The organism is Prevotella melaninogenica (genome assembly GCF_018128065.1).
Lineage (GTDB): Bacteria > Bacteroidota > Bacteroidia > Bacteroidales > Bacteroidaceae > Prevotella.
This window is the reverse complement of sequence record NZ_CP072360.1, coordinates 551,971-574,258: the sequence shown is the minus strand read 5'-3', so window position 1 is coordinate 574,258 and position 22,288 is coordinate 551,971. Positions and strand designations below refer to the sequence as shown.

The window sequence follows — 22,288 nt, the reverse complement described above, 5'->3', positions numbered from 1 at the left end:
TGACGTTAGAAAGGGGTATAAAAACAAAAAGTAAGCCTCCTTAATGTAATAAGAAGACTTACTTTCTTAAGCTCAATACGAATCTAAATAAAAGAGAGTACGTATGAGAGCGTATACTTTTTTATTTTTATCTGATTGCTTTACCCATTTCACAACAATCTTCTTACCTGCATGGATATAAACTCCACGTTGCGTAGGTTTACCAGTGAGTCGCTGACCAGAGAGCGTATAGTAATGCTTGTCGGATTTACTCTGCTGAGCATCAGCCTCAGCTCCCTCAATGCCCGTTACCGTTTCCGTTACATTGTTGATAGTATATTTACCGTTTTCCTTTGTTGATGAGACTTCAAAGTAAGACGTTTTCTTCACTCTTTCAATGTCCACAGTCTGATTGGCACTGGCATTTGATACGCTACCAATACTAAACACAAAGTTTACATAGTCATCAGCTTTTGTGAGCGTATAGTCCTTATAAAACCATGTCTTACCATTCGCGGTTGTCTTTGAAGTAACCTTATCGCCGGGCCATGACGTTGCTGTATGCGTACCACCCCATGAATGATAGTTCACGTATGAGTTCCAACCCACCTGATCAGTATTCACATAGACACGAATCGTCTCTGGCGTGTAAGGGACAGGAGCCGTAACCTTATAGCTACGAGTGATAATCTTACCCATAACACCACCTGCCAACAATGCCACTTTCAAGGTTTTTTCGCCCTCAGGAAGCGTTATCTCCGTTCCAGAAGCCACCTGCGTGCTACTTGCCGTTGGCGTATTGCCATCTGTAGTATAAACAAGTTTAGCCTCCGCATTGGTAGACACGGCTGTTAGTTTAACCTTTAAGTTCTCACCTTCATACGCTCCACTCGCCTTATCAATCCAAACTGTCTCGGCATCTTTAGCAAGATAGTAAGCATAGTGATAACCACTCAAGAGCTTTGTATAACGTGAAGTAGGAACTACCAACTGGTTGGCATTAGTACCTACAACTACCAACAACTTACCATTTGTACCCGTAACAACATTCGCATAATAGCCAGTAGAAGAGCGATAGTTCTGATAACTGCTCGTATTCGTCACACCAGCTAACTTGCGGGCATCAATCATTGCCTTTATTTCCTTTGGATAAGCGAGGTAATGAGTATAGAAAACACAAGGTGTTCCAGGCATTGCCAAGAGATAAGCATTGGCTGCTAACGTATCTTTACGGATAGGGTCTGGGGTATAACCGCTCGTCGTTCCCCTGTCTTGAACATCGTGGTTTTCAACGAAGGTCACGGCATACTGCTTATAAGCACCATTATCAACATTGATTCCCGTAGTTCTCGATTCGTTAAGCACACTCCAATTATTCTGATTGATAGCATCACGAACAGCATAGCGGAAAGCAAAGTCGAAGGCTGCACTCTTCTTACCAGTAGCATCAATCCACCCCTTTACAGTATTCGCATTGCCGTCCCAATACTCGCCAACAGAGTAAGTAACGTTAGCCGCTGTATTATAGTTACCAACATGAGAAGCAGCAAATCCCTTCACCATATCATAACGGAAACCAGCATAACCAAGGTCGTTAAGCAAATAGTTTTCGTATGCCTTCACTATGTTCTGAACGTTTGTACTCTTATGATCAAGGTCACGCATACCGCCCCAACCTTCTCCATCGTCATTGTTCTGACTAAGTTGAGTGCCTGTTCTTCTTGCTTCTGTGGCAGCTGCTCCACCGTCATCATCAGCACAAACATCCGTAGAAAGGTTCTGATAAGTCACTCCCTTGTACACTTCTGCAGGGAAACCAAACCACCCATTATTCGTTCCATGGTGATTGATAACCACATCGGCAATCGTACCAATCTGCTTGTTTTTAAAGGTAGTTATCATACTCCTCAACTCTGCTTCCGTACCAAAAGTAGAGTTCTGATTGAAGTAATAGAGCGGATCATAGCCCATTGACTTTGTTGCAGCAGCCTTACCACTCTGTGGAACCCATACAAGATCGAAGTATCCAGAGAAGTCATCAGCTTTCTTCTCCAATACTGTCCACTGGGAAGCATCGAACGAATCCCAATAAAAACTCTGTAGCATTACGCCACCATAACCAGCAGGCCAACCCTGTGACATGGTACTCAAGCACACAAAAAGTGTACATAAACTTGTCAAAATACGTTTCATATAGATTTCTTTTTTAGTCTTTTACTGTCTATGATTACAAAGATAACAATTAAACAAACACAAGACCTGCAAACAATTGTGTACCTACATATTTTATAATGCAATCGTTTGCACTTTTACCCCCCAAAAATTAGCCCTTACTAACTATACCTACCTTTCAAATATACTATAAAAAGAAAGAGTGTGTCGACATCATATCGGCACACTCTTATCATTTTATCTAAATTCAAGTAATTAAGGAGCTGTCTCCATTGTACAGTGCGACTTCGTATCACACAAGAGATAGAGTTTAATATTATACTTACCAGCTGCAACATTGATGTTACCACCCTTGAAAGTAATATCAGTCAATGAGCCACCCCAGTCTAATACCCAATCATTGTTAGCGCGGAACTTCATCTCACCAGCGGTCAATGTGATGCCCTTAATCTCCCAACACTTCTCAGTAGCATTGTAGGTCATTGCCTGATCGCTGCTCCAGCCACCTGCTGTTGCAGAACCAATAACACCAACACGACTAATAGCTGTGTAGGTAAGCGCCTGTGATGTGAGGTCAACATCTACCTTATAGAATCCTGCTGGCTCAGTCATCACGATGTTGCTACCTTTCTCTACGAGACCTGTACCATAGTCAGTACCGTTCCAGTCCTGCTGGGTTGCGAACTTAAAGCCATTCTGGTTGAGATACATAAAGCCAGTGTACTTGCCGTCACCAGCTGCGCTATAAAGCGGATTGCTGAACGACCAGCCGTTAGCATCGCCTGACATGTAAAGATACTGTGTGAAAGCTGGTGCAACACAGGTCACACTTGCAGTAACATTCTGTGTAAGGCTGAAGCCCTCACCACGAACCAGCTTCACCTTGTCCGTCACAGTCACAGCCACCTTATGTAGGTCGCCATTCTTGCCATAAAGGTTCTCTACGGCAGAAACAAGTTCTGTACTCTTCACCTTACCGCTCTCACTTGCATTGAGTGTTGCCGTCTTGCCGTTATAAGTAAGCAAAGCGGTCAACGACTGAGAAGCAACAGGATGTGTTGAAACCACCTTCGGAACAAACAGCTGGACAGAGTCAGCTGTCACCGTATTGAAGTCAATGGCTGATGCTTCACCTACAGTCAACGTCACCGTACTGGCAGTCTCTGCGCTGTTACTCTGTGGAGCAGACCATGCTTCATATTCATCGCTACCGCAAGAAGCAAGGAGCAATGCGGCACTTGCCATGATTAATAATTTCTTCATTTCGATTCTTCTTGTTATGTGATAAGGGTGTGTCATACTGGTTGTGCCTGCTGACACACCCTCTATTATCATCTTTAATAAATTACTGCTTTACGAAAGAGTACTGACCAGTGATGTCATTGAAGTAAACAATGTAAGTACCCTTACCATTGCGAACGTTCTTGCCACCCTTAGTTGCAACACCATATGGGAATGCTTCAGAACCCCAGTTTACATCCCAAGTACCATTAGCTGCGAACTTACAGCCCTCACCATCAGCACCTGTAGACTTCTCTGCGAAGGTTACAGTAGTCTTCCAGTCGTGGTTCTCAACAACCGTAGTCTGGGCAGCCAGTGATGTACCGCCGGCAACGTTCCAGCCATCATGCTTGCCAGGCAGAGCCATAGAGTTATAAACAGTAGGTGTAGCACCCGTGTACTTCTCTATCTTCAGCTTCGTATTCTTGGTATCGAAGGTGATTGTATAGTAGCCGGCTGTCGGTACCTTGATATCAGAAGAACCACCATCATTATAAACAAAATCACCAAAGTTTGAACCCTGTCCAACCTGACCAGCATCCCAATTCTCTGGGTTCTTCTTCAACTTAAAGCCTGCAGTTGACAGATAACCAGTCCAAGAGATAACACCCTTACCAGTCTTCTTGTCATACTCCTGACCCTCCATTGGCAATAATGGTACAACCTGACTATTACCCCAAGAGCCGTCACCGAATGAACCACCGATGAGGTACCAAGTCTCTACAGGAGCATCAGAGAGCTCTATGTAATAAGGAGCCACACTCATCTTTACAGGGTTAGAGTAGATTGTATCACCATTTACTAATGAGTAAACACGTGCATAGAGGTTCTGTGTTGCAGGAACTGTTGTTTCCTCATAACGCTCCATCTTCTGAATAGCGGTAGCGAGGTCGGCTGCTGAAACAGAGGTAGAAGCAGTACCTGTTGGAGAACCAACAGCTGCATAATTACCACGCTCAGCATCCATATCAACGACAGCATCAACAGACTTTGTCCAAGTATTGGTAGTTGAGAACTGCATACCATATTCAGCGGCTACAGGGAAACCATATTCAGGCTGCGACCATGTGAACTTCAGGCTCTCAGCAACCTTCAAATCTATTGTTTGTGCAGCGTAAGCTGGTGTATTCAGAACGAATGTCTTAGGTGACTGAAGAACTGGGTTGTTGTCCAAGTCCTTGTCGCAGGCAGAGAACAATGCCACACCTGCACACAACAGCAACGATGACTTAATTATTGATTTCATATTGATTATTCTTTAATCGTTTTATTTCTATTATTCAGTAGTACGTCTTTTCAATGCCTTTCAAGTCCCAAGAACGTCTTTGTTAACCATGAAATAGGTCATGTTGAAGTCTTGTCGGTGAATTCTTTTCATGAAAAGAAATAATTATTTTCATGACGAGAAATATTTATTTTCACGAAGAAAAATATTTATTTTCATGAAAAGAATTTGCCGTTGATGATTTCTGAGAGGTTCAATCTCAGTTTTCATCAGACTTTTCAGCCATTGACAACACCTTAATTAATACCCAGTATTCTGAATCAAGTTGCTATTAGCAACCATATCACTTGTCGGAATTGGGAAGAGATTGAGGTGAGAGTCGAAGTTACGGCCACTCTTCACACCACCCTTCCAGTTCCAGTTGTAATTAACATTACCACCGAAGTAACCGAAACGGATAAGTGTTGTACGACGCAAGCCTTCAAAGTAGAACTCACGGCTCCACTCGTCACAGATCTGACGGAGAGAGTAAGCGGTCTGAGTAGTTGCATTAGCACGAGTGCGGAGCGCATTGATATAAGCAGTACCCTGTGCTGTTGTTGTTCCATTGTTCTGACGTGCATCAGCCTCAGCATACATTAAGTAAGCCTCAGCAGCACGCATAAGGAAGAAGTCAGCATCTGGGAAGAGTGCATTGTGACCTGCAGTTCCGTCTGTCTTGAAGTTATTAAACTTACAAACAGAGAATCCGTTAGTAAATACCTTTACACCCTTCTCATCGTCACCATTGCTTACATTACGACCTTCACCATCGAAGAGGGCACGATCGTCATCAGCTGCTGCTGGCATAGCGTATGCAGCAACATTAGGAGCATCGTTATTTGGGAAGAACTTTAGTACGAGGTCTGGACGCATACGGTTACCAGCCCAACCACCAGTTGTATTATTACCAGCAACAGTAGCACTCTTGATATGCTCGCTGTTGTCGTTAGAACCAGCCATGAGGTAGAGCGTTGTACCGTAAGAAGTAGTCTTCAAACCATCCTGAAGGATTGGGAAGACAGCCTCAACAGAAGCACCATTCTCACCATTATCGCCCATGAAAAGCTGCTGATAAGCACTCCACTGTCCCTTCTTGGTTGTATAGAGCTTGTAAGGAGAATCGATAACCTTCTTTGCGTAAGTCTTAGCATCAGCCCAATCAGCAGTACCTGTATAAACCTCAGCATTCAAATAAAGACGAGCTAAGAGCATCCAAGCAGCAGCCTTATCAACACGACCATAGCCAGTAGTAGCTGAAGTCTTTGGTGCTGGGTCGTTCAGTTTAGGCTCAACCTCGTTCTTCAACTCGTCAACAAGCCATTTGTAGAGGTCGGCACGCTTAATACGAGCAGGCTTATCAGATGAGATAGCTGTTGTGAAAGGAACATTGCCCCATCCGTCCAAGAGGTAATAATAATTCAAAGCACGAATGAAACGAACCTCCGCTGACATCGTTGCATTATAGTCACCAAAGTCTGCAAGATACTGGTTACAATAAGTTATACCAACATAGAGACGGTAATAGAAACCCTTCAACATTGGGTGTGAAGCATCATAAGTATTGAAGTTCATGTTGGAGATACCCTCATCACCCCATGCGCAGATAGCCTCATCAGTGGTCAATTCCTGTGAGTTGAACAACTGACGCACGTAACCACTGGTTCCGCCGTCAATACCATCAACATCACTATCACCGTTAGCTCCACCATTACCAGCCATAGCAATATGAGCATAGCACTTATTGAGTGAACTTTCTGGCGATGTATTATCCTTTGTATTAAGGTTTGGATCAATTGGTGTTACATCCAAATCACCTGTACAAGAGGTAAGCCCTACTGACAGCAGAAGTGCTGCTGCAGAGAATATATATTTGAATTTTGTATTCATTGTCTTTACTCTTTTATAGATTTAGAAATTCAAGTTCAAACCCAAGATGAATGAGATTGGACGTGGGTAGAGGTTATTGTCAATACCATTGAATACCTCTGGATCGAGACCCTTATACTTAGTAAGGCAGAACACATTATTCACAGTTCCATAAATACGACCAGTGATACCATTCCATGAACCCTGCTTGAGAAGATTTGCGAAGCTATAACCCAAGGTTACATTATCCATTTTCAAGAAAGAAGCATTCTGTACCCAATAGTCTGTCTGTGTAGATGTAGTCTCTGTTGACGACCAGTTGTCTGCCACTACATCTGTTGGACGGTTCACAAGGAACTTGCTCTTTACATAGATTTCTGAGTTTGACATGTTAGAAGTGCTTGCAAAAGCATCATTGTAAACATAGTTACCAAGACTTGCACGGAGTGCGAAACCAAGATCCCAGTTGCGATACTCGAAACGAGAAGCAAAGCCCATCGTTACAGGTGCTGCAGGTGCCTTGTAGTAGTACTTATCTGCATCGGTAATCTTACCATCGCCGTTGCGGTCAACAACTACACCCTCCAATGGCTTGCCGTTCTTGTCATATGCCTGCTGGAATACGTGGAAAGAGTTAACAGCATTGCCTACGTGCTGTGCCTGAATGTTACCACCTGTACCAGCAGAGATACCACCTGTAGGTACGAAGTAGTCTGGGTCGTTACCACCATTAAGGTTAGTAATCTTATTATAGTTATAGGTGAAGTTGTAATCCATTGTCCAGTTGAAGTCCTTAGCGTTCACTGCCAACCAGTGGAGACTTGTTTCAACACCCATATTATACATAGATCCGATGTTACTCATTACCTGATTACGGAAGTTAGAACCTGCAGGTACGGTTGCACTATTGAGCAAGTCGGTGGTCTTACGGTAGTACCAATCAACGCTACCTGTGAGGCGCTGCTTGAGAATACCCCAATCAAGTCCTACGTTATAAGAGGTAGTTGTTTCCCACTTCAAGTTTGGATCGTATGCCTTTGGACGAGCCAAAGAACCATTACCAGCAGTTGGATAGGTAGATTCATTACCTGTGTTCATTTCGTATATAGCGAAGTAATTATAGTCACCGATACCTTCCTGCTGACCAGTCATACCCCAGCTAAGACGAAGTTTCAAGTCTGACAACCAGTCAATCTTCTTGAAAAGGTTCTCTTCATTGACACGCCATGCGAAAGCAAATGATGGGAATGTAGCCCAATGCTCCTTAAAACGTGAAGAACCGTCATTACGTACAGTTGCTGTTACCATATAACGACCATCCATCAAAGACCAGTTTGCACGACTGAAGAATGATACGAGGTAGTTCTCTGTCGCATAGTCATAATAGGTACGGTTGCGTTCTGTACCAGCAAGAGCTGTATTGTTATTTGTCTTTGGATAGTAGCTCCAGTAAGAGTTATGGGTGTTGTGCCAGAAGTGTGCCCACTCATAACCAGCCATGATATCAAAGTGATTCTTTGCCTTATCATTGAAGTCGTGGTAGTATTGAGCATAAGCAGAAAGCTGCATGTTACGCTTCAACTGTGATTCCCATCCGTAAGAACCATAATAGATTGCCTGTGGAGAAGTAGGTTCTACATCTGTTACTTGACGTCCCTTAGCAATATCAATACCTGCTGTAACGTGGAGTCGGAGATCTTCAAAACCATGTACCTTATAATCGAAGTCTGCACTTCCGAGGAAGTCACGGCTGATAGCACGGTCGTTCTTTAGGTTAAGAATAGACACTGGGTTCTTTGTAGCCAGATTATAATAGGTCTTTGGCCAGTTTCTATCATTGAGAGCTGTACCATCATCAAGCCACTGATAGTAGCCACCGAAGTTGTCATAACCAGACGCATAGACTGGCTGTGTTGGATCAAACTGACGTGCAGCTTTAATAGCCTCACCATCAGCATAGCGGTTCTTTGTCCACATACCCTTAGCATTCAATGTAATCTTCAAGTGGTCATTCAAGAAAGAAGGGTTCAATGTCAATGCTCCAGTGAAACGCTCAAAGTTAGAAGTCTTAATGATACCCTGCTGATTTGTGTAGCCTGCACTAACACGATAAGGCAACCAGTCACCAACCTGACCAGAAACAGCTACGTTGTGGTCATGGCTAAGCGCTGTACGGAAGATTTCGTTCTGCCAGTTAGTGTTAGCATTACCAAGACGTGAATAAGCTGTTGGAACCTTATTACCATTTGAGTCGAGTGTATAGAGATCTGTTCCAAACTTCTTTGCAATAAGGCTACGATACTCATCAGCAGACAACACATCAAGATTCTTAGAATTTCTACTAACAGTAAAGCTACCATTATAAGAAACCTGTAAACCACGACGTCCCTTTTTGGTTGTAATGATGATAACACCATTTGAACCACGAGAACCATAGATTGCAGTAGCAGAAGCATCCTTCAAAACGTTGAAAGACTCAATATCCTGTGGGTTTACAAGAGACAATGGGTTACTTACACCCTTGACACCTGTCTGGTCCATAGCCACACCATCAATAACAATCAGTGGATTGTTAGATGCATTCAGAGAAGAACCACCACGGATACGGATATTAGAACCACCACCCGGAGTACCACCATCGCTTGTCACACTCACACCGGCAACCTTACCAGCAAGCATATCCTGCGCATTAACAACAAGACCCTTGTTCTTGCTATCTGGTTTCAAGGCTGTCACAGAACCCGTAAGGTCACTCTTCTTAACAGCACCATAACCAATAACAACAACCTCATTCATCTGCTGTGCTTGGTCTTCCTGAAGTGTAATTACCATACCATTGGTTGCAGCAACCTGTTGTTTCTGGAAACCAATGTAAGAGATTGTCAAAGTAGCACCCGGCTGTACATTGACAGAGAAGTTACCATCAAGGTCGGTCACAGTACCATTCGATGTCCCATTGATAAGGACAGAAGCACCAATGACTGGCTCGCCAGTAGCATCCTTCACCTGTCCAGTAATCGTAGACTGTGCAAAGGCACTAACTGAAAGGAATAGACCCAACAACAGAGTCAATATCCTAACAGGAAATTTACATTTTACCTGCTTCATCTTTTTTATTGTTAAAGTAATTTATAAATTGATTAAAGTAATATCGTTTAGTTTGATCAAAAAATTAGGTTAATAGCCATTTCATAGGCTTTTCTGCTGCAAAGATAGTTGATATTAAGCTACTTTATGCTTTTTTCGCTTTAAAACCACTACAAAAACAATGCAAACGATTGCGCATACAAATATAAAATAAATAAATTGACATAGGTCAAAGAATTTATAAAAAATATGTATATTTGCGATATAAAACAAATGGCAGACTAAAAACAAGGCTAAATCGCATGAGTGACTCAACCGACATAACAATGAAAGATATAGCACGAGAGCTTGGTGTTTCCGTCGCTACCGTCTCTCGTGCACTCAAAGATAGTCCTCGTATCTCTGCCGAAAAACGTGAAGAGATAAAAAGGTACGCACGTGAACATAACTTCTTTCCTAATATTATTGCAGAGAGCCTGCGCAAAAGTAAGGTACAGCCGATTAAGATTATCGGTGTTATCATTCCGCAATTTGAGCACTTCTATTTCTCATCCATCCTTTCAGGGATCGAAGAAGAAGCATCCTTACGTGGCTATCGGATTATGGTTGCACAGAGTCGGGAGAACTATGAGAACGAAGTAAAAATCTGTCAAACATTCTCAGAGAGTAAGGTCTGTGGCATCATTGTCTCTCAAGCCAAGAATACTACTAAATACAATCATTTCCAAACACTCATAGATAAAGGTGTACCTTTGGTATTCTACGATCGCATCAGTACGGGTGTAAATGCCAGTCGAGTAGTTGTTGATGATTATAGAGGGGCCTTTGCTGCCGTCACACACCTCATTAATACAGGGTGTAAGCGTATTGCCTATTACGGCACATTGCTAACAATGGAAATCGGAAAGAACCGTTACAACGGATATCGTGATGCCTTACTGAAGAATGGTATACACCCTGACGAGCAACTGATAAAGAACTGCGACAACAGAACGGATGCTGAAACTATCACTCCTGACGTGATGCGTCTTCTCGAGCCACCAGATGCCTTCTTTGCCGTCAACGACGACACGGCTATCGGTATTCTCTATTCCTGCAAACGATTAGGGTTTCGTGTGCCAGAAGACGTCTCTATCTGCGGTTTCACTAACGGACAGCGTGCCATCGCTTGCGACCCCATGTTAACAACAGTTGAACAACGGGGTACACGTGTGGGCGAAGAAGCTGCAAGCATCCTCATTGATCAGGTAGAAGGAAAATTACCTAAGAACAGAGTAGAGAAACGTGTAGTGAGAACAAAACTGATTATTAGGGGGACTACAAGGTGAAACCTCCCCCAACCCCTCCAAAGGAGGGGAGTGCTGAGGACAAAATTGGGCTTATGAGCCTGATTAACCCAATAAGTCCAACAGTCCCCTCTTCAAAAAGATAAAAACAACACAAGCTTCGTACTTCCCCTTCAGAGGGACTTAAGGAGCTCAAAAACTAACATAATAATGAAACAAAAACCTAACTTAAGCTTCTGGCAACTTTGGAACCTCAGCTTCGGATTCTTCGGAGTACAGATTGCATACGCTCTGCAAAGTGCTAACATTTCTCGCATTTTTGCGACCTTAGGTGCCGACCCTCATAACCTTAGTTACTTCTGGATACTCCCTCCGCTGATGGGTATCGTTGTACAGCCGATTGTCGGCTCGCTCTCTGACATGACGTGGACACGCTTCGGACGCCGCGTCCCTTATCTCTTCGTCGGTGCTGCCGTTGCCGTTCTCGTAATGTGTCTACTGCCAAATGCTGGTTCTTTTGGTATGGCAGTCTCAACGGCTATGGTGTTTGGACTCATCTCCTTGATGTTCCTTGACACAAGTATCAATATGGCAATGCAACCCTTTAAGATGTTAGTGGGCGACATGGTCAACGAAAAGCAGAAGACACTCGCCTACTCTATTCAGAGCTTCCTCTGCAATGCAGGCTCTATCGCAGGTTATGTATTCCCATTCTTCTTCACCTTCTTAGGTATTTCCAATCAAGCACCTTCAGGTGTCGTTCCTGACTCTGTAGTCTATTCTTTCTACATCGGTGCAGCCATCCTCATCCTTTGTGTCATCTATACCACAGCTAAGGTAAAGGAAATGCCACCAAAGGAGTATGCAGAATACCATAGTGTAAAGAACAAAGAGGAAAACTCAAAGACAAATCCATTTACCCTCTTGAAGAATGCACCATCTACATTTTGGAAAGTGGGTTTGGTACAATTCTTTAGCTGGTTCGCCTTTATGTATATGTGGACCTACACCAACGGAACCGTTGCAGCTAACTGCTGGGGTGTAGATATGCTTGCACATGATGCAACTATGACAAAGGGTTATCAAGAAGCAGGCAACTGGGTAGGTATTCTCTTTGCTGTACAAGCTATCGGCTCAGTGCTCTGGGCAATGGTTCTTCCACAGTTTAAGAACGCAAAACTGGCATACGCATTCTCGCTTATCTTAGGTGCAATAGGCTTTGTCCTCGCAGCTTTCGTACACAACCAGTATGTTATGTTCATCCCATTCCTCCTCATCGGATGCGCTTGGGCAGCTATATTGGCAATGCCATTCACCTTAGTGACCAATGCACTTGAGGGTTATGGACACATGGGAACTTATCTCGGACTTTTCAACGGAACCATCTGTATTCCGCAGATTGTCGCTGCTGCTATTGGTGGAGTGATACTTCACCTGGTTGGTTCCGTACAAAGTAATATGATGATTGTAGCAGGCGTTTCCCTCTTCCTCGGAGCTTTATCCGTTGGAATCATCAAGGTTCATCGCCCTGCAGAACAAGGGTAACGATAACTTTTTTATAATCTCTCTGAATTTAAAGGTGCGCTAAAAAGTGTTTTAGCGCACCTTTTCCTTCTATCTTTTTCCATTTTTGTAAAAAGAAAGCATACAACCAGTTATGGACTTACCTTAGGGCTTCAAGGATTTGGAGAGATAAGTCTTGCCTTTCTCTGTGTATCATATTATATAGAAGACTTACTTTTAGCACACTATCTTCTGGATGCAGTCTGTAAAAGAGGGAAACTACAAGTACAAAACGGTTATAAATAAAAAACATAAAAATGTCTTCTCCATCTTCTTAGTACGCCTTCAGGTCTACAACACACCTGCTTTAAAGCTATTTCATCAAGATAAAACAATGATAAAGGCAGTCTTTTAGAGATGAAGCAAAGGTGTATAAATAGACCTTATAACCCCAATCCCATAGCCCATTTACCATTTCTAACAACTGTGCCCATGCCCAACACCAATGGTGCGGACGCCTAACACCATTGGTGCAGAGCACTGACACGCAAGTGAAATATCGTTAGAAAGCAGTGCAAAGTAGGTTTTATTTATACTTATAAGGCAATAGTTTATTAGCCATATGCTATCCCCAATGCATTATCATGCAAACGATTGCGCAAAAATTGATATAAATCATGTAAAAGGGTATTGCTTTTTTTGATTAATATTCTTAACTTTGACGAAAAATAACTAACCCAACTCTATGAATATACAGTTTCACATAGACTATCAGACCTATTATGGACAAGACCTTGTCCTGAACATTATTACGGGTCAACATAACGGGGCTATAGAGGCCTCACAGTATAGGATGCGCACTGCCGATGGCTACCACTGGGAGGTGGAAGTGAAGAAAGAAGCAAAGCCAGGAACGCATATCGAGTATTTCTACAGCATTCTCTGTGGCGATACCGAACAGCGAAAAGAATGGGGTGTAATCAATCATCGATTGGACTTTGATACAGAACGCAGTCTGAATTATTGTGTTTACGACCATTGGAGTGATATTCCTGATAACGCTTACCTCTATACTTCTGCCATCACGGATTGTGTTGCTGGCAAGAAGTTGATCAAGGATAAGCTCAACAACTATAACAAAGCTGTAACGTTAAAGGTTCGTGCGCCACAGTTAGCTGCTTCAGATGATCTTTATCTTGTAGGTGCTGAGCCTGCATTAGGTGCTTGGAACGTAAAAAAGGCATTGAAGATGGTGCAGCACAATATCAATGAGTGGAGCTATACCTTAGATGCTACAAAACTTGTTGGTGACCAACTTGAGCTGAAATTCTTCATTAAGAGCAACGATAGTAATGAGCATCTTGTATGGGAATATAGTAACAACCGCACATTGGTATTGCCAACAATGGATGAAAGCGACGTAGTCGTATATGAGTTGGCAGAGGCAGCTTTTCCACTCCCAGCCGTTCGTATTGCCGGAACTTTGGTACCAGTTTTCTCGCTTCGTACGGAGACGAGCTTCGGTATCGGCGACTTTGGCGACTTAAAGAAGATGGTTGACTGGGTGAGTATGACCAACCAGCGTGCGTTACAAATTCTCCCTATCAACGACACAACTATCACGCACACTTGGACAGACTCTTATCCATATAGTTGCATCTCAATCTTTGCCCTTCACCCACAGTATGTTGACCTTACGGCATTACCAGCTTTGAAAGACAAGAAGCAGGCTGAGAAATTTGAGAAACTGCGCAAAGACCTTAACTCACTGCCACAGATTGACTATGAGCGTGTGAACGATGCAAAGACAGAATACCTCCGCCTGCTGTTTGAACAGGAAGGTGAGAAGGTGCTCGAAAGTAGTGCTTTCAAATCATTCTTTGCTGAAACAGAGAGTTGGCTTGTACCATATGCACAATATTCATATATGAGAGACAAGTTCGGAACAGCCGACTTCTCCCACTGGTCAGACCACAAGCAATGGAATGAGGCTGACCGCAAGGCTTTATCTACCCCTAAGGACAAGGCTTACAAGGAGGTTGCCTTCTTCTATTATGTACAGTTTGTGCTGAGTACTCAGCTAAAAGCAGTGCACGAATATGCACAGGCACATAAGATTATCCTTAAAGGTGATATTCCTATCGGTGTCAACCGCTATGGCTGTGACGTATGGACAGAACCACGTTACTTCAACCTTAACGGTCAGGCAGGTGCTCCACCTGATGACTTCTCGATAAATGGTCAGAACTGGGGCTTCCCTACATACAACTGGGATGAGATGATAAAGAATGGTTGCCAGTGGTGGATTAACCGCTTCCAGAATATGGCTAAGTACTTTGATGCTTACCGTATTGACCATGTTCTTGGCTTCTTCCGTATCTGGGAGATTCCTATTCACTCAGTACATGGATTACTCGGTCAGTTCTCACCTTCACTCGGTATGAGCCGTGAGGAGATTGAAGGCTACGGTTTACACTGGCAAGAGGAACTCTTTACAGAACCATTTATCGCCGATTGGGTGCTCGACCGCATCTTCCGTGAACACGCTGATGAGATAAGACAGAAGTATGTTGAACACGTATGGGGCGATAGATACAAGATGCGTCCAGAGTATGATACACAGCGAAAGGTTGAGAAAGCATTTGCTGGTAAGAACTCTGATGTTGACATCTGGTTGCGCGACGGACTTTACGCATTGATTAGTAACGTTCTCTTCGTTCGTGACCATAAGGACCCAAACCGCTTCCATCCACGTATCTGTGTACAGTTCGACTTCATTTACGAGAGTCTTTACGATAGCGATAAGGCTATATTCAACAAGCTCTACAACGATTACTATTATCGTCGCAACAACCAGTTCTGGTATCAGGAAGCAATGAAGAAGTTACCGAAGTTGGTGAATGCAACTCGTATGCTTGTCTGTGCCGAGGACTTGGGAATGGTTCCTGATTGCGTTGCATGGGTAATGAACGAACTACGCATCCTTAGTCTTGAAATTCAGAGTATGCCAAAAGACCCGAAAGTACGCTTTAGTAATCTTGGTGAAAACCCTTACCGCAGTGTCTGCACCATCTCAACACACGATATGCCAACACTACGTCAGTGGTGGGATGAAGACTGGGGACGCACGCAAGATTACTTCAATAACACGTTACATCGTGGCGGTCCAGCACCTCACCCACTGCCAGGCTGGTTGGCAAGAGACATCATAAGCCGTCACCTGACATCGCCAAGTTTGCTCTGTATCCTTGGTATTCAGGACTGGATGAGTATTGATGAGGAACTCCGTTTGCCTGATCCTAACGCTGAGCGAATCAATGTCCCAGCTAATCCAAAGCATTATTGGCGTTACCGTATGCACGTTGGCATTGAAGACTTGATGAAGAATAAGGCTTTCAACGAACAGATAACAGACCTCCTCTATCAGGCTGGTCGATAACAAGAATAGGTGATGATGGATATTATTATTTCTTATAACTGTCCATCATCACCTAATATTCAACACCTAACACCCAACACCTATCACCCCATTCATCATCACTCAAATCATCATCACCCATTATTCAACACTCAACACCCAACACCTATCACCCAATTCATCATCACCCAACATTCAACACCCAACACCTAACACCCATCACCCAATGAAAATAAAATATAAGCTTGCAGCATCTGTTGCTGCTTTCATACTCTCACAGAATGTTGCTGCACAGCAGCGATTCAACGAGATGTCCTATTCTCCAAGTGAGACAACCTTCCGTCTCAATGCTCCCTCTAAACCAACGCTCCGCCTTTATGATGCAGGACGAGGTGGAAAAGCCTACAAGAAGGTGAAACTTACACCAAGTGGTGACAACACTTGGACTGTCACTGTGAAGGGAGACCTCAAAGGTAAGTTTTATACTTTCGATATCGGACACGGTGAGACACCCGGTGTCTTTGCCAAAGCGGTTGGCTGTAATGGCGGTCGTGGTGCCGTTATCGACATGAAGGAAACCAACCCAACAGGCTGGGAGAACGATCGTCGTGTTCCAACCAAGAGTCCGGCAGACCTTATCATCTACGAACTGCATCATCGTGACTTCTCTATTGACCCTTCATCCAGCTTAATGCACAAGGGCAAATACCTTGCCCTGACAGAACAGAAGGCTATTAATCACTTAAAGAAGTTGGGTATCAACGCTGTTCATATCCTCCCTTCATTCGACTTCGCATCAGTAGATGAATCCAAGCCAGACGTACCACAGTATAATTGGGGATATGACCCACTGAACTATAACGTACCAGAAGGTAGCTATTCGTATGATGCGGATCTGCCAACACGTCGCATCATGGAATTCAAGCAGATGGTACAGGCATTGCACAAGGCGGGTATAAGGGTTATACTTGACGTTGTTTACAATCACACTTTCGACCTTGCAAATAGCAACTTTGAGCGCACTTATCCTAAGGTTTACTACCGATATAATGCTGATGGCACACCATCAAACGGCACAGGATGTGGCAATGAGACTGCAAGTGAGCATCCTCTGATGCACGATTATATGTTGGAGTCAATGAAATATTGGGTAAATGAGTATCACATTGATGGTTTCCGTGTAGACCTTATGGGGGTACATGACATTCAGACGATGAACGATATCCGTCGTGAACTCAATGCAATCGACCCAGAGATATTTGTCTATGGCGAGGGATGGAGTGCTGGTAACTGTGCTTATCCTCATGAGAAATTGGCGATGAAAGCAGCCATTCCACAGATGCCAGGCATCGCAGCCTTCTCTGATGACATCCGTGACGCATTGCGTGGACCATTCTCTGACGACCATAAGCCTGGTTTTCTTGGTGGTGTTAAAGGCTTGGAAGAGAGTTTAAAGGCGAGTATTGCAGGTATGATTAATCATCCACAAGTAGACTATTCCAAGGTAAATTACTCTAAGAAACCTTATGCCCTTGAGCCTACACAGATGATTGCTTACGTCAGTTGTCACGATGATATGTGTCTTGTTGACCGCCTGAAAGCATCTATTCCAGAGACAGAATACGACGAGAATGAGCTGATTCGTCTGAATCTTCTTGCCCAGACAGCCGTGTTCACATCACAGGGTGTACCCTTTATGCTCGCTGGTGAGGAGATGCTTCGTAACAAGAAAGGCGTGCATAACTCATTTAATTCACCTGACAGTATCAACCATCTTGATTGGAATAACCTCAAGACTTATCCACAGGTATTCAACTATTACAGTGGACTCATCAACCTCCGCAAGGCTCATCCAGCCTTCCGATTGGGCAAAGCCGACCTCGTTCGGAAGCATCTTGAGTTCCTTCCTGTACAGGACTGTTTGGTTGCTTTCCGTCTGAAAGACCACGCTGGTGGCGACAAGTGGGAGAATATCTACGTTATCCTCAATGCTAACAAGGAGCTTCGCACGGTCAACATCCCTAAGGGACAGTACACCATCGTATGTGCAAATGGTGAAGTAAATGAAGCTGGATTAGGCAAGATGGAAGGTGGAGAGATAATGGTTGACGGACAGTCAGCCCTTATCCTACACGATTAAAGGATTGTTTTCCCCCTTACTCCTTACTTAAGAAGAGGGATATGGGACATTCAGCAGATTATTAATAGCTGTTAAGGATATTGGACTTATTGACCCTATTAGACTAATAAGGCTAATAAGCCCAATACCACAGCAGAACAAATTACCTAAAATGAACCGCAGACAACTAACGAACGAACCTAATCTTCCTCTCTTTCAAAAGACTTGGAAGATTCTTTTATTCTTACTTCTTGTATCAAGCCCTATGACCGCTCAGAATAGTACGGCAACTCAAAAGAAAGCCAATAACCGCACAGCTACTCCCAACGTAACACGCATTGACCCAACCAACTGGTTTGCTGATATGCAAGACCCAACGTTACAGCTAATGGTATATGGCAAGGATATCAAGTTTGCGGACGTAACAACAGACTATCCCAACGTAAAAATTGATTCGCTCGTACGTCTCGATTCACCTAATTACCTCCTTGTATATCTCAACTTAAAAGGAGCAAAAGCGGGTGATATAACCCTTACTTTCGCTAATAAGAATGGTAAAAAGACAACGAAGAAATTCCAACTAAAGGAGCGTGAGATGGCTGGAGCAGAGCGTAAAGGCTTCGACATCTCAGATGTTCTTTATATGCTGATGCCCGACCGTTTCGCTAACGGTAATCCAAAGAACGACATAATCAAAGGAATGGAAGACCAACTCTGCAATCGTAACGAGCCAAGTCTTCGACATGGTGGTGACCTCGAAGGACTCCGCCAGCACCTCGATTACTTCACCGACCTTGGTGTTACTGCCCTCTGGTTTACGCCAGTATTAGAGAATGACCGCCCTGCTGACGATGGCAAATACAGCACCTATCACGGCTACGCCACAACCGACTACTATCGTGTTGATCCTCGCTTCGGTACCAATGAAGAGTACAAGGCACTCATTGACGAATGTCATAAGAAGGGGCTAAAGGTGGTAATGGATATGATTTTCAACCATTGCGGTGACTATCATCCTTGGGCTAAGGGCACACGTGTTGATGAAAACGGCAAGACAATTAAAGACTATCCATCAAAAGACTGGTTTAATAGCCCTAACTATGCGCTGCAAACGAGCTACAAGCTCACCCCAGTTCTCGACCCATACGCCAGCAAGGTGGATATGGCTGAGACCGTTGACGGGTGGTTTGTATCGTCAATGCCCGACCTCAACCAGCGCAATCCACACGTTATCAAGTATCTGATTCAGAACTCTATTTGGTGGATTGAGACCGTAGGTATCGATGGAATCCGTATGGATACTTATCCTTACGCAGACCGACAAGCCATGGCTGACTGGATGAAGGTGCTCAATAAGGAATATCCTAACTTCAACACCGTTGGCGAAACATGGGTAACAGAACCTGCTTATACGGCAGCTTGGCAGAAAGACAGCAAACTATCTGAAGTCAACAGCTATCTAAAAACAGTAATGGACTTCGCCTTCTTCGACCGTCTTTCACAGGCAAAGAACGAGGAAACAGATGATTGGTGGAAGGGCTGGAACCGCATTTACAACTCTCTCTGTTATGATTATCTCTATACAGACCCATCTTCTGTGATGGCATTCGTCGAGAATCACGATACAGACCGATTCCTTGGCAATGGCAAGGACTCAACAGCATTGAAGCAGGCATATGCCCTCTTGCTGACAATGAAGCGTATTCCACAGCTCTACTATGGTACAGAGATTCTGATGAACGGTACAAAGGAGAAGACCGATGGCAATGTACGTCAGGACTTCCCGGGTGGTTTCCCCAGCGACAAGGTTAATAAGTTCACACGTGAAGGTCGTACCAAAGCTGAGAATGCTATGTTTGATTGGACCAGCCGTCTCCTCCATTGGCGACAGAACAACGATGTAATCATCAATGGTTCTCAGACACAATTCATTCCTCAACATGGTGTTTACGTTCTTGCACGTCAACATAACGGCAAGACTGTCCTCACCATCCTCAATGGCAAGAAGGCTGATAACCAAGTCGACGTAGCTCGCTATGCCGAGGTGATAGGCTCACACACCACGGCAACTGATGTCCTCACAGGTGCTACCATAGACCTCACAAAGAAGATTCCATTGGTACAACGCCAAGCAATGGTACTCAGCTTTTAAGTCAACGCTTTGACTTTACGCTCAAAGCGTAACATATACTTTACACAAAACAACAAAGGCTATCGAAACACCCGATAGCCTTTGTTGTTTCTATTCACTAAATCAGAATGTGATGGTCATACCCAAAGAGAGGGCAGTCTTCCCTTGATAGATAGGTCCATAATCCTCGTCATCACCAAAGGTTTTGAAGAGGTTTTGCCGCACCTGCCCATAGAGTCCGAATGTCTCACTGAAGTTATAACGCACACCAGCCTGCAAACCACCTGTTCGCAAACCGACAGAAGCACCCGTGTAGATATCTAATACGGATGGCAGCTTCAGCACTTCCGCCCAATGATAATTACCCATAAGGCTGAGGTCATAGCCCACCAGGAAACTATTATGCCCATCATCATGCTTTTTGACGGAGACATAAGTTATCTGACCACCTAAAGAAACAAAATCACTGAGCGCATAATCAGTTCCCAACTCAAAGCCCGACTTACCCCCGACATTGGCATAACCGCCATAAACTTTCACATCACCTTCTCCGTCCCACGCCTGTGCCTGTGCGCTACGGGGAACGCAAAGCAGGCAGACAAACAGCAGAAGGCACTGGTAGAAACAGCGTTTCTCTACATACTTCATCATCTTCACAGCTCCTTTACTTAATTGTGTACTTTGTAATAGCAAACACTTTACGGCGCTCACCCGTCTTAGAATTCTTCACCACCTGCGTTCCATAGACAAGGAAGTTATCGCCATACCAGTGCTGAGAGTTGGAATAACGCATCTTCTTTACATCCTCGTCATCGTTATCTGTCTCCATAATCTCCGATGTACGGTCCTGAATAACATTCCCATCAGCATTTCTGAAGAGTTTTGAAACCAGTCGGTTCTTATCAGCAAAGAGCAGGTTGACATTCTTTCCCTTCAGACTTGCTGACACAAAACGCTTCACATACATCGGCATTATACGTGGCTCCATTGGGAAGCATTCATCCCAAAGCAGATTGCCTTCTGCATCAAACTTTGCAAGAACAGCGTGCGTATAGTTATAACCAGCAAAGGTTGTCACCGCCGTATTACCAATCCAAGTTGTATAATAAACAGGATAATAAGCCTCACCAAGGTAGAAATAATCCTTACCATCCGTCATAATGCGGTGAGAAGCCATCAGATACTTCAGCGAATATTCCTTACCAGCCTTCTCAGCCTTTTCTTTTTTACGTTCAATCTTTGCCTGCTTACGGTCGCTCATGTACTCCGTAAAGTTCTTTAGCTTCAAAAAGTTGTAGAACTTAATATTATTAAATCTATCGTCTTTCAGCTCTGAGAAGAAGATACCTTCCGCCCCACCTTTCTTCGACTTTGAGTAAGTTCCTGTAACAAAGAACTTGTTTCCAGCCTTTGAGACTGATGCCGAGATGATACGTTCGGCAACATCAGCTGTAAGATTGTTTGCACCTAACTGATTGCCTTGCATATCCAGACGAAGCAGATAGACGTCGGTCTCTACTCCTACCAACGCATAGATTGTATTGTCTATCACGGTATTTTCAAGAACAAAGATATTCTTATCCTTCACTTTTGGGAAGTGGATATCGGTAAATCGGCAATTACCTGTCTTCAAATCGATGATACCAATGCGGTCTAATTTCTTCTGTGTTGAACTGAAAACGACTGAGCCATTCGCTATAACGAGATTTCTCATCGACCCTTTACGAGTGTATTCACCATCCGTTGTGGTTATTTTATGAGTTACAGGATTGAAAGCAACAATCATAAACGAACCATCCTTCTGACGCAAAACAGTATAAAGCACACCACTCTCAACCACATCTGAATAAAAATACATACCCTTATCAATAAGTATTGAATCGGTACTTATCAATTTCATTGCGGTTGAATAAAATTCTGTCTTAAAATAACGCTTACCCTCCTTGCTGTCCTTAGCAAACGACTGAATGACCAGCCCTTTGTCATCCACAGGTAACACTACCTGGTCTTCATAGTCAGCACGGTGAGGATACTCTATTCTTCCTGTCACTTGGGCAGTCATACTCATCACCTGAGAGCACAACGCAATAACACATAATAGCAGAGTTCTCATAATTACTTTATCGTTAATATTTAATGATTAAAATTGTCTTTATCGTTCAGAATTATCAAAAAATTC

Annotated in this window: 12 protein-coding genes; 5 read left to right on the top strand and 7 right to left on the bottom strand. The window is 43.7% G+C overall.

The features are described from left to right. Positions 1–72: 72 nt before the first annotated feature. The 5 genes from J5A56_RS08150 to J5A56_RS08130 all read right to left on the bottom strand — a co-directional run bounded on the left by J5A56_RS08150 (position 73) and on the right by J5A56_RS08130 (position 9,673). Positions 73–2,121 carry an alpha-amylase family glycosyl hydrolase gene (locus J5A56_RS08150; protein ID WP_021671184.1) on the bottom strand — a complete coding sequence of 683 codons (2,049 nt, stop codon included), beginning with the start codon at positions 2,119–2,121 and terminating at the stop codon, positions 73–75. A gap of 285 nt (positions 2,122–2,406) precedes the next feature. Continuing rightward, positions 2,407–3,414, bottom strand: a complete 1,008-nt coding sequence (locus J5A56_RS08145; protein WP_036919174.1) for an Outer membrane protein SusF domain-containing protein — start codon at positions 3,412–3,414, stop codon at positions 2,407–2,409. Positions 3,415–3,496: 82 nt separating this feature from the next. Next, positions 3,497–4,678 carry a SusE domain-containing protein gene (locus tag J5A56_RS08140; RefSeq protein ID WP_021671182.1) on the bottom strand — a complete coding sequence of 394 codons (1,182 nt, stop codon included), beginning with the start codon at positions 4,676–4,678 and terminating at the stop codon, positions 3,497–3,499. Positions 4,679–4,957: 279 nt separating this feature from the next. Next, the gene (locus J5A56_RS08135; RefSeq protein ID WP_021671181.1) at positions 4,958–6,586 is read right to left on the bottom strand and encodes a RagB/SusD family nutrient uptake outer membrane protein; all 1,629 of its coding nucleotides are present in this window, start codon (positions 6,584–6,586) and stop codon (positions 4,958–4,960) included. A gap of 21 nt (positions 6,587–6,607) precedes the next feature. Next, entirely contained in the window at positions 6,608–9,673 is a 3,066-nt protein-coding gene (locus tag J5A56_RS08130) for a SusC/RagA family TonB-linked outer membrane protein (protein ID WP_021671180.1), read from the bottom strand. Between the two features lie 281 nt (positions 9,674–9,954). Here J5A56_RS08130 and J5A56_RS08125 point away from each other — a divergent pair, with 281 nt between their 5' ends. From J5A56_RS08125 to J5A56_RS08105, 5 genes are all read left to right on the top strand, one after another. Beyond that, positions 9,955–10,980, top strand: a complete 1,026-nt coding sequence (locus J5A56_RS08125; RefSeq protein WP_021671179.1) for a LacI family DNA-binding transcriptional regulator — start codon at positions 9,955–9,957, stop codon at positions 10,978–10,980. A 168-nt stretch (positions 10,981–11,148) separates the two neighbouring features. Further along, positions 11,149–12,483 (top strand): SLC45 family MFS transporter, encoded by a 1,335-nt coding sequence (locus J5A56_RS08120; protein WP_021671178.1) that lies wholly within the window; start codon positions 11,149–11,151, stop codon positions 12,481–12,483. A 703-nt stretch (positions 12,484–13,186) separates the two neighbouring features. Further along, positions 13,187–15,880, top strand: coding sequence for a 4-alpha-glucanotransferase (locus J5A56_RS08115; protein WP_021671176.1), 2,694 nt, complete (start codon positions 13,187–13,189; stop codon positions 15,878–15,880). A gap of 205 nt (positions 15,881–16,085) precedes the next feature. Continuing rightward, positions 16,086–17,999, top strand: coding sequence for a type I pullulanase (pulA, locus tag J5A56_RS08110; protein ID WP_021671174.1), 1,914 nt, complete (start codon positions 16,086–16,088; stop codon positions 17,997–17,999). A gap of 151 nt (positions 18,000–18,150) precedes the next feature. Beyond that, a complete protein-coding gene (locus J5A56_RS08105) occupies positions 18,151–20,130 on the top strand; it encodes a glycoside hydrolase family 13 protein (RefSeq protein WP_021671173.1) in 1,980 nt (659 codons plus the stop codon). Between the two features lie 102 nt (positions 20,131–20,232). Here the strand turns inward: J5A56_RS08105 and J5A56_RS08100 are convergent, their stop codons facing one another. Next, positions 20,233–20,760 carry a DUF6646 family protein gene (locus J5A56_RS08100; protein ID WP_036919128.1) on the bottom strand — a complete coding sequence of 176 codons (528 nt, stop codon included), beginning with the start codon at positions 20,758–20,760 and terminating at the stop codon, positions 20,233–20,235. 13 nt (positions 20,761–20,773) lie between these two features. Beyond that, a complete protein-coding gene (locus J5A56_RS08095; protein ID WP_036919124.1) occupies positions 20,774–22,222 on the bottom strand; it encodes a hypothetical protein in 1,449 nt (482 codons plus the stop codon). Between the last annotated feature and the right edge of the window lie 66 nt (positions 22,223–22,288).